The sequence below is a fragment of the Pseudomonas sp. NyZ201 genome, from assembly GCF_049860765.1.
Lineage (GTDB): Bacteria > Pseudomonadota > Gammaproteobacteria > Pseudomonadales > Pseudomonadaceae > Aquipseudomonas > Aquipseudomonas bharatica.
In genome coordinates this window covers 659458-671717 of record NZ_CP187557.1, presented here as the reverse complement: position 1 = coordinate 671717, position 12260 = coordinate 659458, and the positions used below count along the sequence as shown (strand labels likewise).

At 56.4% G+C, this 12260-nt stretch carries 21 protein-coding genes; all 21 read right to left on the bottom strand.

Going from position 1 to position 12260, the window contains the following annotated elements; genetic code table 11:
• Positions 1–3: 3 nt before the first annotated feature.
• Positions 4–537, bottom strand: a complete 534-nt coding sequence (rplF, locus tag ACPFMA_RS02985; RefSeq protein ID WP_009397497.1) for a 50S ribosomal protein L6 — start codon at positions 535–537, stop codon at positions 4–6.
• Positions 538–549: 12 nt separating this feature from the next.
• Complete coding sequence (gene rpsH / locus ACPFMA_RS02980) at positions 550–942, bottom strand: 30S ribosomal protein S8 (RefSeq protein ID WP_009397498.1); 393 nt, start codon at positions 940–942, stop codon at positions 550–552.
• 207 nt (positions 943–1149) lie between these two features.
• Entirely contained in the window at positions 1150–1455 is a 306-nt protein-coding gene (gene rpsN / locus ACPFMA_RS02975) for a 30S ribosomal protein S14 (RefSeq protein ID WP_009397499.1), read from the bottom strand.
• A 13-nt stretch (positions 1456–1468) separates the two neighbouring features.
• Positions 1469–2008, bottom strand: a complete 540-nt coding sequence (gene rplE / locus ACPFMA_RS02970; RefSeq protein WP_009397500.1) for a 50S ribosomal protein L5 — start codon at positions 2006–2008, stop codon at positions 1469–1471.
• Positions 2009–2028: 20 nt separating this feature from the next.
• On the bottom strand, positions 2029–2343 hold the full coding sequence (rplX, locus tag ACPFMA_RS02965) for a 50S ribosomal protein L24 (RefSeq protein ID WP_009397501.1): 315 nt from the start codon (positions 2341–2343) through the stop codon (positions 2029–2031).
• A gap of 11 nt (positions 2344–2354) precedes the next feature.
• Positions 2355–2723, bottom strand: a complete 369-nt coding sequence (gene rplN / locus ACPFMA_RS02960; RefSeq protein WP_009397502.1) for a 50S ribosomal protein L14 — start codon at positions 2721–2723, stop codon at positions 2355–2357.
• A 23-nt stretch (positions 2724–2746) separates the two neighbouring features.
• Positions 2747–3013, bottom strand: a complete 267-nt coding sequence (rpsQ, locus tag ACPFMA_RS02955) for a 30S ribosomal protein S17 (protein WP_064302108.1) — start codon at positions 3011–3013, stop codon at positions 2747–2749.
• A gap of 2 nt (positions 3014–3015) precedes the next feature.
• Positions 3016–3207 carry a 50S ribosomal protein L29 gene (rpmC, locus tag ACPFMA_RS02950; protein WP_002555481.1) on the bottom strand — a complete coding sequence of 64 codons (192 nt, stop codon included), beginning with the start codon at positions 3205–3207 and terminating at the stop codon, positions 3016–3018.
• On the bottom strand, positions 3207–3620 hold the full coding sequence (gene rplP, locus ACPFMA_RS02945) for a 50S ribosomal protein L16 (protein WP_009397508.1): 414 nt from the start codon (positions 3618–3620) through the stop codon (positions 3207–3209). The genes rpmC and rplP overlap by 1 nt, the downstream gene beginning before the upstream one ends.
• 12 nt (positions 3621–3632) lie before the next feature.
• Positions 3633–4319, bottom strand: a complete 687-nt coding sequence (gene rpsC, locus ACPFMA_RS02940; protein WP_009397510.1) for a 30S ribosomal protein S3 — start codon at positions 4317–4319, stop codon at positions 3633–3635.
• 13 nt (positions 4320–4332) lie between these two features.
• A complete protein-coding gene (gene rplV, locus ACPFMA_RS02935) occupies positions 4333–4665 on the bottom strand; it encodes a 50S ribosomal protein L22 (RefSeq protein WP_003103908.1) in 333 nt (110 codons plus the stop codon).
• Between the two features lie 11 nt (positions 4666–4676).
• Complete coding sequence (gene rpsS / locus ACPFMA_RS02930) at positions 4677–4952, bottom strand: 30S ribosomal protein S19 (protein ID WP_002555486.1); 276 nt, start codon at positions 4950–4952, stop codon at positions 4677–4679.
• Between the two features lie 16 nt (positions 4953–4968).
• A complete protein-coding gene (gene rplB, locus ACPFMA_RS02925; RefSeq protein ID WP_009397513.1) occupies positions 4969–5793 on the bottom strand; it encodes a 50S ribosomal protein L2 in 825 nt (274 codons plus the stop codon).
• A gap of 14 nt (positions 5794–5807) precedes the next feature.
• Positions 5808–6107 (bottom strand): 50S ribosomal protein L23, encoded by a 300-nt coding sequence (rplW, locus tag ACPFMA_RS02920; protein ID WP_009397515.1) that lies wholly within the window; start codon positions 6105–6107, stop codon positions 5808–5810.
• A complete protein-coding gene (gene rplD, locus ACPFMA_RS02915; RefSeq protein WP_009397517.1) occupies positions 6104–6706 on the bottom strand; it encodes a 50S ribosomal protein L4 in 603 nt (200 codons plus the stop codon). Before rplD ends, rplW begins: the two co-directional genes overlap by 4 nt.
• Positions 6707–6718: 12 nt before the next feature.
• Positions 6719–7354, bottom strand: coding sequence for a 50S ribosomal protein L3 (rplC, locus tag ACPFMA_RS02910; protein ID WP_009397519.1), 636 nt, complete (start codon positions 7352–7354; stop codon positions 6719–6721).
• Between the two features lie 81 nt (positions 7355–7435).
• Positions 7436–7747 carry a 30S ribosomal protein S10 gene (rpsJ, locus tag ACPFMA_RS02905; RefSeq protein ID WP_003186070.1) on the bottom strand — a complete coding sequence of 104 codons (312 nt, stop codon included), beginning with the start codon at positions 7745–7747 and terminating at the stop codon, positions 7436–7438.
• Between the two features lie 141 nt (positions 7748–7888).
• The gene (tuf, locus tag ACPFMA_RS02900; RefSeq protein WP_064302109.1) at positions 7889–9082 is read right to left on the bottom strand and encodes an elongation factor Tu; all 1194 of its coding nucleotides are present in this window, start codon (positions 9080–9082) and stop codon (positions 7889–7891) included.
• A gap of 30 nt (positions 9083–9112) precedes the next feature.
• The gene (gene fusA, locus ACPFMA_RS02895) at positions 9113–11245 is read right to left on the bottom strand and encodes an elongation factor G (RefSeq protein WP_009397349.1); all 2133 of its coding nucleotides are present in this window, start codon (positions 11243–11245) and stop codon (positions 9113–9115) included.
• 30 nt (positions 11246–11275) lie between these two features.
• The gene (gene rpsG / locus ACPFMA_RS02890; protein WP_009397350.1) at positions 11276–11746 is read right to left on the bottom strand and encodes a 30S ribosomal protein S7; all 471 of its coding nucleotides are present in this window, start codon (positions 11744–11746) and stop codon (positions 11276–11278) included.
• Between the two features lie 114 nt (positions 11747–11860).
• Positions 11861–12232, bottom strand: a complete 372-nt coding sequence (rpsL, locus tag ACPFMA_RS02885; protein WP_003186084.1) for a 30S ribosomal protein S12 — start codon at positions 12230–12232, stop codon at positions 11861–11863.
• Positions 12233–12260: the final 28 nt, after the last annotated feature.

Sequence of the window (12260 nt, the reverse complement as noted above, 5' to 3'; positions counted from 1 at the left end):
GCCCTACTTCTTCTTGGCTTCTTTACGACGGACTACTTCGTCCGCGTAACGCACACCCTTGCCTTTGTAAGGCTCTGGCGGACGGAAGTCGCGGATTTCAGCGGCCACCTGACCTACCAGCTGCTTGTCGATACCCTTGATCAGGATGTCGGTCTGGCTAGGAGTTTCAGCGGTGATACCGGCTGGCAGTTCGTAATCCACTGGATGCGAGAAGCCGAGCGCCAGGTTCAGCACGTTGCCTTTGGCTTGTGCCTTGTAACCAACACCGACCAGCTGGAGCTTGCGCTCGAAGCCTTGGCTTACGCCTTGGACCATGTTGTTTACCAGGGCGCGGGTGGTACCGGCCATAGCGCGGGTTTGTTGATCGCCGTTGCGAGCAGCGAAACGCAGCTCACCAGCTTCTTCGATCACTTCTACGGACGAGTGAACATTCAGTTCGAGAGTGCCCTTGGCACCCTTCACCGAAAGCTGCTGGCCAGCGAATTTGACTTCGACACCGGCTGGCAGCTTAACGGGGTTCTTAGCGACGCGAGACATGCTTATCCCCCCTTAGAACACTGTGCAGAGAACTTCGCCGCCAACACCGGCAGCGCGCGCAGCACGATCGGTCATCACACCTTTGTTGGTGGAGACGATAGACACGCCCAGGCCGCCACGTACTTTCGGCAGCTCATCGACGGACTTGTACTGGCGCAGGCCAGGACGGCTTACGCGCTTGACTTCTTCGATGACCGGACGGCCTTCGAAGTATTTCAGCTCGATGGAGAGCGATGGCTTGGCATCGGCGGTTACCTGGTAACCAGCGATGTAACCTTCGTCCTTCAGAACTTTGGCGACCGCAACCTTCAGAGTCGAAGAAGGCATGCTTACGACGGACTTTTCAGCCATCTGGGCATTACGGATGCGAGTTAGCATGTCCGCTAACGGGTCCTGCATACTCATGGGCTAGACGCTCCTGATACACAAAAAAATTAGCCTTTCGGCTACTACTGTCACCTTGAGGCGCGCGAGAAAACCCGGGCTCAGGTGAGCCGGTCATTCTAGACACATCCCTGAAACGAAACAAGCCCCAAAAGGGGCTTGTTTCGATGCAAGATCACCAGTGGTCGGAAGATCTCTCCTCCGCCACCAGGACGCTGCCGGTACGTCTTACCAGCTGGCCTTGACCAGACCTGGAACGTCACCGCGCATTGCTGCTTGACGCAGCATGTTACGGCCGAGGCCGAACTTGCGGTAAACGCCATGTGGACGACCGGTGAGGCGGCAACGGTTACGCAGGCGCGCAGCGCTGGCGTCACGTGGTTGCTTCTGCAGAGCTACGACAGCAGCAAAACGCTCTTCTGGACTTGCGTTCAGGTTCACGATGGTTGCTTTCAGCTCAGCACGCTTCTTGGCGTATTTAGCGACCGTCAGCTGACGCTTCAGCTCACGGTTTTTCATGCTCTTCTTGGCCATTTTCCTACTCCAATCAGTTGCGGAACGGGAATTTGAAAGCGCGCAGCAGAGCGCGACCTTCATCATCCGTACGAGCAGTGGTGGTCAGGGTAATGTCCAGACCGCGGAGAGCATCGATCTTGTCGTAGTCGATTTCCGGGAAGATGATCTGCTCTTTCACGCCCATGCTGTAGTTGCCACGACCATCGAAGGACTTGGCATTCAGGCCGCGGAAGTCGCGAACCCGAGGCAGGGAGATCGCCAGCAGGCGGTCCAGGAACTCGTACATACGATCGCGGCGCAGGGTGACTTTGACGCCGATCGGCCAGCCTTCGCGGACTTTGAAGCCAGCGATGGATTTCCGGGCGAAGGTCACGACAGCTTTCTGGCCGGTGATCTTTTCCAGGTCGGCAACAGCGTGCTCGATGACTTTCTTGTCGCCGATCGCTTCGCCCAGACCCATGTTCAGGGTGATCTTGGTAACGCGCGGAACTTCCATCACGTTCGCCAGCTTAAGTTCTTCCTTAAGCTTGGGAGCGATTTCCTTCCGATAAATCTCTTTCAGTCGTGCCATGGTCTTCTACCTAGCAGTGTTCAAGCATCAACCGCTTTTTGGGTCGACTTGAAGACACGAATTTTTTTGCCGTCTTCTACTTTGAAACCAACGCGGTCAGCCTTGTTGGTTTCACCATTGAAGATGGCGACGTTGGAAGCGTGCAGTGGCGCTTCTTTCTCGACGATACCGCCCTGTACGCCCGACATCGGGTTAGGCTTGGTATGGCGCTTCACCAGGTTGATCCCACCAACGACCAGACGGTCGTCAGCGAGAACCTTCAGCACCTTACCGCGCTTACCTTTGTCTTTGCCGGCGATCACGATGATCTCGTCGTCACGACGAATCTTTTGCATGTCGGATCTCCTTACAGCACTTCTGGGGCGAGCGAGACGATCTTCATGAACTTCTCGGAACGAAGCTCACGGGTCACTGGCCCAAAGATACGGGTGCCGATCGGCTCTTGCTTGTTGTTCAGCAGAACAGCAGCGTTGCCATCAAAGCGGATGATGGAGCCGTCAGCACGACGGACACCATGGCGGGTACGAACCACAACAGCGGTCATGACCTGGCCTTTCTTCACTTTACCGCGAGGAATTGCTTCCTTGACGGTTACCTTGATGATGTCACCGATAGCGGCGTAACGACGGTGCGAACCGCCGAGAACCTTGATGCACATGACGCGACGAGCGCCGCTGTTATCGGCCACATCGAGCATGGATTGAGTCTGAATCATAAAATATCTCCGACCCCTAGCCCTTAGACTTCAACAGCGCGTTCGAGAACTTCAACCAGTGCCCAGGACTTGGTCTTGGCCAGCGGACGGGTTTCACGGATGGAAACCTTGTCGCCGATCTTGCACTGGTTGGCTTCGTCGTGCGCGTGCAGCTTAGTCGAACGCTTAACGTATTTACCGTAGATCGGGTGCTTTACGCGACGCTCGACCAGTACGGTGATGGTCTTGTCCATCTTGTCGCTGACGACACGGCCAGTCAGCGTACGGACGGTTTTTTCAGCTTCAGCCATGATCACTTACCTGCCTGCTGGTTGAGCACAGTTTTCACGCGAGCGATGTCACGCTTAACTTGCGAGAGCAGGTGCGACTGCCCCAACTGGCCAGTTGCTTTCTGCATACGCAGATTGAACTGGTCGCGCAGCAAGCCGAGCAGTTGCTCGTTCAGTTGCTGTGCTGATTTTTCACGAAGTTCATTCGCTTTCATCACATCACCGTCCGCTTAACAAAGGAGGTGGCGAGAGGCAGCTTTGCAGCCGCCAGGGCGAATGCCTCACGCGCCAGCTCTTCAGAAACACCCTCGATCTCGTACAGGACTTTGCCTGGCTGGATCTGGGCAACCCAGTATTCGACGGAACCTTTACCTTTACCCATCCGCACTTCGAGAGGCTTCTTGGTAACCGGCTTGTCCGGGAATACGCGGATCCAGATTTTGCCGCCACGCTTGACGTGACGGGTCAGCGCACGACGCGCGGACTCAATCTGACGGGCGGTGAGACGACCGCGAGCAACAGCTTTCAGGGCGAACTCGCCGAAGCTGACCTTGCTACCGCGCAGCGCCAGACCACGGTTGTGGCCAGTCATCTGCTTGCGGAATTTTGTACGCTTTGGTTGCAACATTTGGCGTACCCCTTACTTAGCAGCTTTTTTACGAGGCGCTGGTGCTTGTGGTTTCAGTTCTTCTTGGCGACCACCAATAACTTCGCCTTTGAAGATCCAAACCTTGACACCGATCACACCGTAGGTGGTGTGAGCTTCGTAGGTGGCATAGTCGATATCGGCACGCAGGGTGTGCAGCGGCACACGACCTTCGCGATACCATTCAGTACGTGCGATTTCAGCACCGCCGAGACGACCGCTCACCTGGATCTTGATGCCTTTGGCACCAATACGCATGGCGTTCTGTACGGCGCGCTTCATGGCACGACGGAACATCACACGACGCTCCAGCTGCTGAGCTACGCTCTGAGCAACCAGCATACCGTCGAGCTCCGGCTTGCGGATCTCTTCGATATTGATGTGCACAGGCACACCCATTTGCTTGGTCAGGTCCTGACGCAGTTTTTCAACATCTTCACCTTTCTTCCCGATAACGATACCTGGACGAGCGGTGTGGATGGTGATGCGTGCAGTTTGAGCCGGACGATGGATATCGATACGGCTAACGGACGCGCTTTTTAGTTTGTCTTGGAGGTACTCACGCGTTTTCAGATCCTTCAACAGGTAATCTGCGTAAGTAGCGCCGTCTGCATACCAGACGGAGGTGTGCTCCTTGACGATTCCCAGGCGAATGCCAGTGGGATGTACTTTCTGACCCATCTGATCGACTCCGTTACTTGTCCGCAACCTTGACAGTGATATGGCAAGACCGCTTGACGATGCGATCAGCGCGGCCTTTGGCACGCGGCATGATGCGCTTCAGCGAACGCCCTTCGTTGACGAAAACGGTGGAGACCTTCAGGTCATCAACGTCTGCGCCTTCGTTATGCTCGGCGTTGGCTACGGCCGACTCGAGGACTTTCTTCATGATTTCAGCAGCTTTCTTGCTGCTGAAAGCCAACAGGTTGAGCGCTTCGCCCACCTTCTTCCCGCGGATCTGGTCGGCGACCAAGCGGGCTTTCTGGGCGGAGATGCGAGCGCCCGACAACTTAGCGGCTACTTCCATTTCCTTACCCCTTAACGCTTGGCTTTCTTGTCAGCCACGTGCCCGCGGTAGGTGCGGGTACCGGCGAACTCGCCCAGTTTATGGCCGACCATGTCTTCGTTCACCAGAACTGGGACGTGTTGACGACCGTTGTGTACCGCGATGGTCAGACCGACCATTTGTGGCAGGATCATGGAACGACGCGACCAGGTCTTAACTGGTTTGCGATCGTTCTTTTCCGCCGCCACTTCGATCTTCTTCAGTAGGTGAAGATCAATAAAAGGACCTTTTTTCAGAGAACGTGGCACTGTCGTATCCCTCTATTTACTTGCGACGACGGACGATCATGTTGTCGGTACGCTTATTACCACGAGTCTTCGCACCCTTGGTCGGGAAGCCCCATGGCGATACCGGATGACGACCACCGGAGGTACGACCTTCACCACCACCATGCGGGTGGTCAACCGGGTTCATGGCAACACCACGAACGGTTGGGCGAACGCCACGCCAGCGTTTGGCACCAGCTTTACCCAGCGAACGCAGGCTGTGCTCGGTGTTCGAGACTTCGCCCAGGGTCGCACGGCACTCAGCCAGCACTTTACGCATTTCACCAGAGCGCAGACGCAGGGTCACGTAGACGCCTTCGCGAGCGATCAGCTGAGCCGAAGCACCAGCGGAACGAGCGATTTGTGCACCTTTGCCTGGCTTCAGTTCGATGCCGTGAACGGTGCTACCTACCGGGATGTTACGCAGCTGCAGGGAGTTGCCTGGCTTGATTGGAGCCAGAGCACCTGCGATCAGCTGGTCGCCAGCGCTCACGCCTTTCGGCGCGATGATGTAGCGACGCTCGCCGTCTGCGTAGCACAGCAGGGCAATGTGAGCAGTACGGTTCGGGTCGTATTCGATACGCTCGACAGTGGCGGCGATGCCGTCCTTGTCGTTGCGACGGAAGTCGACCAGACGGTAATGCTGCTTGTGACCACCACCAACGTGACGAGTAGTGATGCGGCCATTGTTGTTACGACCACCAGACTTCGATTTCTTCTCGATCAGCGGTGCGTGAGGAGCGCCTTTGTGCAGCTCCTGGTTGACCACCTTGACCACAAAACGGCGGCCAGGGGAAGTCGGTTTGCATTTAACGATTGCCATGATGCACCCCTTCCTTACTCAGCACTGCTGCTGAAATCGAGATCTTGGCCTGGCTGAAGGGAGATGATCGCCTTCTTCCAGTCATTGCGCTTGCCCAGGCCACGAGCGGTGCGTTTGGTCTTACCCAGAACATTCAGGGTAGTAACGCTTTCCACTTTGACGCTGAACAGGCTTTCAACGGCCTTCTTGATTTCCAGCTTGGTTGCATCGGTCGCAACCTTGAAAACGAACTGGCCTTTCTTGTCAGCCAGAACCGTAGCCTTCTCGGAAACGTGCGGGCCAAGTAGAACTTTGAATACGCGTTCCTGGTTCATCCCAGCAGCTCCTCGAATTTCTTCACTGCCGAAACAGTGATCAACACTTTTTCGTAGGCGATCAGGCTGACTGGGTCGGAACCTTGTACGTCACGTACATCGACGTGCGGCAGGTTACGAGCGGCCAGATACAGGTTCTGGTCAACAGCGTCCGAAACGATCAGAACATCGTTCAGGCCCATGCCGTTCAGCTTGTTCAGCAGGTCTTTGGTTTTTGGCGCTTCGACAGCGAAGTCCTGAACCACGACCAGACGGTCGCTACGCACCAGCTCGGAGAGGATCGAACGCAGTGCTGCGCGATACATCTTCTTGTTGAGCTTTTGCGAATGATCCTGAGGACGAGCTGCGAAGGTCACACCACCGCCACGCCAGATAGGACCGCGAGTAGTACCGGCACGAGCACGGCCAGTACCTTTCTGACGCCATGGGCGCTTACCGCCACCAGCCACGTCGGAACGGGTCTTCTGCTGCTTGGTGCCCTGACGGCCGCCGGCCATGTAGGCCACGACTGCTTGGTGTACCAGCGTCTCGTTGAATTCGCCACCGAAGGTCAGTTCGGAAACTTCGATCGCCTGAGCGTCATTTACATTAAGTTGCATGTCAGCTTCCCCTTACCCGCGAGCCTTGACAGCCGGACGCACAACAACGTCACCGCCAGTAGCGCCAGGAACGGCACCCTTGACCAGCAACAGATTGCGTTCAGCGTCGACGCGCACTACTTCCAGGGACTGAACGGTCACGCGCTCGGCGCCCATGTGACCGGACATTTTCTTGCCCTTGAATACACGACCAGGAGTCTGGCACTGGCCGATAGAGCCCGGGACGCGGTGGGAAACGGAGTTACCGTGGGTATTGTCTTGACCGCGGAAGTTCCAGCGCTTGATGGTACCGGCAAAGCCTTTACCTTTGGACTGACCGGTAACGTCTACCAGTTGGCCCGCAGCGAAGAGTTCAGCATTGATCGAGTCGCCAGCCTGGTACTCGCCTTCTTCAAGGCGGAATTCCCAGACACCGCGACCAGCGGCAACGTTCGCTTTGGCGAAGTGACCAGCCTGAGCGGCAGTCACGCGCGAAGCACGACGCTCGCCGACAGTGACTTGCACTGCACGGTAGCCATCGGTTTCTTCAGTTTTGAACTGGGTGACACGATTCGGCTCGATCTCGATGACCGTGACCGGAATGGAGACACCTTCTTCGGTGAAAATGCGGGTCATACCGCATTTACGACCGATTACACCAATAGTCATGTTGTAAACCTCATGAGTGTACGGGGCTTTCACCCGCTATGGCCGCCCATTTCAGAGCGTTACACGACCAAGACCCGAGTCTTAGCCGAGGCTGATCTGCACTTCCACACCTGCCGCAAGATCAAGCTTCATAAGTGCATCAACGGTTTTATCCGTTGGCTGGACGATGTCCAGGACGCGCTTATGAGTACGGATCTCGTACTGGTCACGCGCGTCTTTGTTGACGTGCGGGGAGACCAGAACGGTAAACCGCTCTTTACGGGTAGGCAGTGGAATTGGACCACGCACCTGAGCACCAGTACGTTTCGCGGTTTCCACGATTTCCTGGGTAGATTGGTCGATCAGGCGATGGTCGAATGCCTTCAACCTGATACGGATTTGCTGATTTTGCATTGGATTTCAGACTCCAGGCTGCTATTCCCACCGGGCGCACTACGCCCGTTAAAAGGAGGCGTGATTCTATAGACGCCCCTATTGGGTGTCAACCCAATAAAAAAGCCCCCGCTGAGCGGGGGCTTTTTCAACCGATCGATATTACTCGATGATTTTTGCTACGACGCCGGCGCCGACGGTACGACCGCCTTCACGGATAGCGAAGCGCAGGCCGTCTTCCATAGCGATGGTCTTGATCAGGGTAACAGTCATCTGAATGTTATCGCCTGGCATTACCATTTCTACGCCTTCCGGCAGCTCGCAGTTACCGGTCACGTCAGTGGTACGGAAGTAGAACTGTGGACGGTAGCCTTTGAAGAACGGAGTGTGACGACCGCCTTCTTCCTTGCTCAGAACATAGACTTCTGCGGTGAACTTGGTGTGCGGCTTGACCGAACCTGGCTTGACCAGAACCTGGCCACGCTCAACGTCGTCACGCTTGGTACCACGCAGCAGAACGCCGCAGTTCTCGCCAGCACGACCTTCGTCCAGCAGCTTGCGGAACATCTCGACACCGGTGCAGGTGGTGCTGGTGGTGTCACGCAGACCAACGATTTCCAGTGGATCCTGAACGCGGACGATACCACGCTCGATACGACCGGTAACAACGGTACCACGACCCGAAATCGAGAATACGTCTTCGATCGGCATCAGGAACGGCTGGTCAACGGCACGAACTGGCTCAGGAATGTAGGCATCCAGAGTTTCTACCAGCTTCTTGACAGCGGTAGTACCCATTTCGTTGTCGTCTTTGCCTTCCAGCGCCATACGAGCCGAACCGATGATGATCGGGGTGTCGTCGCCTGGGAAGTCGTAGGTGGACAGCAGGTCGCGAACTTCCATCTCGACCAGTTCCAGCAGCTCAGCGTCGTCTACCAGGTCAGCCTTGTTCAGGAAGACCACGATGTACGGAACGCCTACCTGACGGGACAGCAGGATGTGCTCACGGGTTTGCGGCATCGGACCATCGGCGGCCGAGCAAACCAGGATCGCGCCGTCCATCTGGGCAGCACCGGTGATCATGTTCTTCACGTAGTCAGCGTGACCTGGGCAGTCAACGTGAGCGTAGTGACGAATGTTCGAGTTGTACTCGACGTGAGCGGTGTTGATGGTGATACCGCGCGCTTTTTCTTCCGGAGCCGAGTCGATCTTGTCGAACTCAACGACTGCAGAACCGAAAACTTCGGAGCAGACGCGAGTCAGAGCTGCGGTCAGAGTGGTCTTACCGTGGTCAACGTGGCCGATGGTGCCGACGTTAACGTGGGGAAGGGAACGATCAAATTTTTCTTTAGCCACGACAGTGAACCTCTTGCCTAAAGGGCTGGATTAGCCTTGTTTTTTAACGAGTGCTTCGACGATGTTCGACGGAGCTTCGGAGTACTTGGAGAATTCCATGGAGTAGCTAGCGCGACCCTGAGACATGGAACGGACGTCGGTTGCATAACCGAACATCTCTCCCAGCGGAACTTCAGCACGGATAACCTTGCCGGAAACCGAGTCTTCCATACCCTGGATCAGACCACGACGACGGTTCAGGTCACCCATCACGTCACCCATGTAGTCTTCTGGGGTTACCACTTCAACCTTCATGATCGGCTCAAGCACAACACCGCCGCCCTTCTGGGCCAGCTGCTTGGTCGCCATGGAGGCCGCCACCTTGAACGCCATCTCGTTGGAGTCGACGTCGTGGTAGGAACCATCAAACACGGTTGCCTTCAGGCCGATCAGCGGATAGCCGGCGACAACGCCGTTCTTCATCTGCTCTTCGATACCTTTCTGGATGGCCGGGATGTATTCCTTAGGAACCACACCACCTACAACCTCGTTATGGAACTCCAGGCCTTCGGTGATGTTGCCCTTCTCGTCCACAGCAGGCTGCGAGAAGCGGATCCAGCAGTGACCGAACTGACCGCGACCACCGGACTGACGAACGAATTTGCCTTCGATCTCGACATTGTCCTTGGTGATCTTCTCGCGGTAGGAAACCTGAGGCTTGCCGATGTTGGCCTCGACGTTGAACTCGCGCTTCATGCGGTCAACGAGGATGTCCAGGTGCAGCTCACCCATACCGGAGATGATGGTCTGACCGGTTTCTTCATCGGTCTTGACGCGGAACGACGGGTCTTCCTGGGCCAGCTTGCCCAGAGCGATACCCATCTTCTCCTGGTCCTGCTTGGTTTTCGGCTCAACGGCAACCGAAATCACAGGCTCAGGGAAGTCCATACGCTCGAGGATCACAGGCTTGTCGGCGTCGCACAGGGTGTCACCAGTGGTGACGTCCTTCATGCCGATCAGGGCCGCGATGTCGCCAGCGCGAACTTCCTTGATCTCTTCACGCTGGTTGGCGTGCATCTGCACCATACGACCAACGCGCTCTTTCTTGCCCTTGACCGAGTTGATCACGGAGTCGCCCGAGCTCAGGAAGCCCGAGTAGACGCGCACGAAAGTCAGGGTACCAACGAACGGGTCGGTGGCAATCTTGAAGGCCAGAGCCGAGAACGGCTCGTCATCGCTGGCGTGACGCTCGATCTTCGGCGCGTTTTCGTCTTCGACGTGATCCGGGTGGATACCCTGGATAGCAGGGATCTCGGTCGGAGCAGGCAGGTAGTCGATAACGGCGTCGAGAACCAGAGGAACACCCTTGTTCTTGAAGGACGAACCGCAGACAGCCGGAACGATCTCGCTGGCCAGGGTACGCGCACGCAGACCGGCCTTGATTTCTTCGACGGTCAGCTCACCTTCTTCAAGGTACTTGTTCATCAGCTCTTCGTTGGCTTCGGCGGCAGCTTCAATCATGTTGCTGCGCCACTCTTCAGCCAACTCGAGCATATCGGCAGGAATCTCTTCCTCGCGATAGGTAGTGCCCTTGTCGTCTTCGTTCCAGTAGATCGCCTTCATCTTGATGAGGTCGACCTGGCCCTGGAAGTTGTCTTCCGAACCGATGGCCAGCTGAACCGGAACCGGGGTGTGACCCAGACGGTTCTTGATCTGACCTACGACACGCAGGAAGTTGGCACCGGCACGGTCCATCTTGTTCACGTAGACAACACGTGGGACGCCGTACTTGTTGGCCTGACGCCATACGGTTTCGGACTGTGGCTCGACACCGGAGGTGCCGCAGAACACAACGACCGCGCCGTCGAGTACACGCAGCGAACGCTCTACTTCAATGGTGAAGTCAACGTGGCCGGGGGTATCGATGACGTTTACGCGGTAGTTGTCGTACTGACCACGGGAACCTTTCCAGAAGGTAGTCACAGCAGCGGAGGTAATGGTGATACCGCGCTCTTGCTCCTGCACCATCCAGTCGGTGGTCGCGGCGCCGTCGTGCACCTCGCCCATCTTGTGGCTCAGACCTGTGTAGAACAGGATCCGCTCGGTAGTGGTAGTCTTGCCCGCGTCAACGTGGGCACAGATACCAATGTTACGGTAGCGGTTAATTGCTGTAGTACGAGCCATAAAGCCCTCGCAAAAAGATTGATGCTTGAATTAGAAGCGGTAGTGCGAGAAAGCCTTGTTGGCTTCGGCCATACGGTGCACGTCTTCACGCTTCTTGACAGCAGCACCCTTGCCTTCAGCGGCATCCAGCAGCTCGCCAGCCAGGCGCAGCGCCATGGACTTCTCGCCGCGCTTGCGGGCGAAGTCTACCAACCAGCGCATTGCCAGCGCGTTACGACGGGATGGACGAACTTCGACAGGAACCTGGTAAGTTGCACCGCCAACACGGCGCGACTTCACTTCGACCAGCGGAGCGATGGCGTCGAGAGCTTTCTCGAAGATTTCCAGGGGATCGCTGTTCTTGCGTGCCTTGACGGTATCCAGAGCACCGTAAACGATGCGCTCGGCTACTGCCTTCTTGCCGCTTTCCATCACGTGGTTCATGAACTTGGCGAGGATCTGGCTTCCGTATTTCGGATCGTCCAGGATCTCACGCTTGGCTGCTACACGACGTCTTGGCATTGATAAGCCCTCAAACGGTCTTCAGGTTAGCCCGGGACATCCAACTCGAGGAGTTCGCGCCCGACCTTACTCTTATCGACTCAATAAAATGAATGAACTGCTGCAAACGGCCGATTACTTCGGACGCTTGGTACCGTACTTCGAACGACCTTGGTTACGACCTTTGACGCCGGAGGTATCCAGGGAGCCGCGAACGGTGTGGTAACGAACACCTGGCAAGTCTTTTACACGGCCGCCACGAATCAGGACGACGCTGTGCTCTTGCAGGTTGTGGCCTTCACCACCGATGTACGAGGAAACCTCGAAACCGTTGGTCAGACGCACACGGCATACTTTACGCAGTGCCGAGTTAGGTTTTTTCGGCGTAGTGGTGTACACGCGGGTGCACACGCCACGACGTTGCGGGCAGTTCTGCAGCGCAGGAACGTCGGATTTCTCGACGATACGCTTACGCGGCTGACGTACCAGCTGGTTGATAGTTGCCATCTACTAGCTCCACTGTTGTCTTGCGACG

Coding starts and splice junctions, on each gene's coding strand:
- rpmC (WP_002555481.1), bottom strand. CDS start 3,207: ATGAAAGCGAATGAACTTCGTGAAAAATCAGCACAGCAACTGAACGAG.
- rplW (WP_009397515.1), bottom strand. CDS start 6,107: ATGAACCAGGAACGCGTATTCAAAGTTCTACTTGGCCCGCACGTTTCC.
- rplC (WP_009397519.1), bottom strand. CDS start 7,354: ATGACTATTGGTGTAATCGGTCGTAAATGCGGTATGACCCGCATTTTC.
- rpsJ (WP_003186070.1), bottom strand. CDS start 7,747: ATGCAAAATCAGCAAATCCGTATCAGGTTGAAGGCATTCGACCATCGC.
- rplP (WP_009397508.1), bottom strand. CDS start 3,620: ATGTTGCAACCAAAGCGTACAAAATTCCGCAAGCAGATGACTGGCCAC.
- rplN (WP_009397502.1), bottom strand. CDS start 2,723: ATGATTCAGACTCAATCCATGCTCGATGTGGCCGATAACAGCGGCGCT.
- fusA (WP_009397349.1), bottom strand. CDS start 11,245: ATGGCTCGTACTACAGCAATTAACCGCTACCGTAACATTGGTATCTGT.
- rplB (WP_009397513.1), bottom strand. CDS start 5,793: ATGGCAATCGTTAAATGCAAACCGACTTCCCCTGGCCGCCGTTTTGTG.
- rpsH (WP_009397498.1), bottom strand. CDS start 942: ATGAGTATGCAGGACCCGTTAGCGGACATGCTAACTCGCATCCGTAAT.
- rplE (WP_009397500.1), bottom strand. CDS start 2,008: ATGGCACGACTGAAAGAGATTTATCGGAAGGAAATCGCTCCCAAGCTT.
- rpsQ (WP_064302108.1), bottom strand. CDS start 3,013: ATGGCTGAAGCTGAAAAAACCGTCCGTACGCTGACTGGCCGTGTCGTC.
- rpsC (WP_009397510.1), bottom strand. CDS start 4,319: ATGGGTCAGAAAGTACATCCCACTGGCATTCGCCTGGGAATCGTCAAG.
- rpsG (WP_009397350.1), bottom strand. CDS start 11,746: ATGCCAAGACGTCGTGTAGCAGCCAAGCGTGAGATCCTGGACGATCCG.
- rpsN (WP_009397499.1), bottom strand. CDS start 1,455: ATGGCCAAGAAGAGCATGAAAAACCGTGAGCTGAAGCGTCAGCTGACG.
- rplF (WP_009397497.1), bottom strand. CDS start 537: ATGTCTCGCGTCGCTAAGAACCCCGTTAAGCTGCCAGCCGGTGTCGAA.
- rplD (WP_009397517.1), bottom strand. CDS start 6,706: ATGCAACTTAATGTAAATGACGCTCAGGCGATCGAAGTTTCCGAACTG.
- rplX (WP_009397501.1), bottom strand. CDS start 2,343: ATGCAAAAGATTCGTCGTGACGACGAGATCATCGTGATCGCCGGCAAA.
- rpsL (WP_003186084.1), bottom strand. CDS start 12,232: ATGGCAACTATCAACCAGCTGGTACGTCAGCCGCGTAAGCGTATCGTC.
- rplV (WP_003103908.1), bottom strand. CDS start 4,665: ATGGAAGTAGCCGCTAAGTTGTCGGGCGCTCGCATCTCCGCCCAGAAA.